1 pseudogene is annotated in these 232 nt (G+C 42.2%); it reads right to left on the bottom strand.

Features of this window, described 5'->3' with window-relative positions:
* Window positions 1–232, bottom strand: a pseudogene (locus LD028_RS09570) (glucose-6-phosphate isomerase); the annotation flags it as partial.

The following is a 232-nucleotide window of genomic DNA, read 5'->3' as shown; positions in this document are numbered from 1 at the left end:
AAAGTCAACGGATGCAGGAAAAAGTCCTTTTTGATCTTTCCCTTCGCTTTCGCCAAACAGCTGTTTCCACCACTCAGATACATAATGAAGGGATGGCTCATAGTTCACCAATAATTCGATCGCTTTGCCTTTGCGATAGAGAATATTTCGCACGGCAGCATACTGATAACTTTCATTGGTTGAAAGATCAGGATGGTTATATTTATAATACGCCGATGCTGCGCCTTCCATC

Origin of the sequence: Anoxybacillus sp. LAT27 (genome assembly GCF_022030075.1) — a bacterium.
Taxonomy (GTDB): Bacteria; Bacillota; Bacilli; order Bacillales; family Anoxybacillaceae; genus Anoxybacillus; species Anoxybacillus kestanbolensis.
This window is presented reverse-complemented; position numbering and strand designations above follow the sequence as displayed.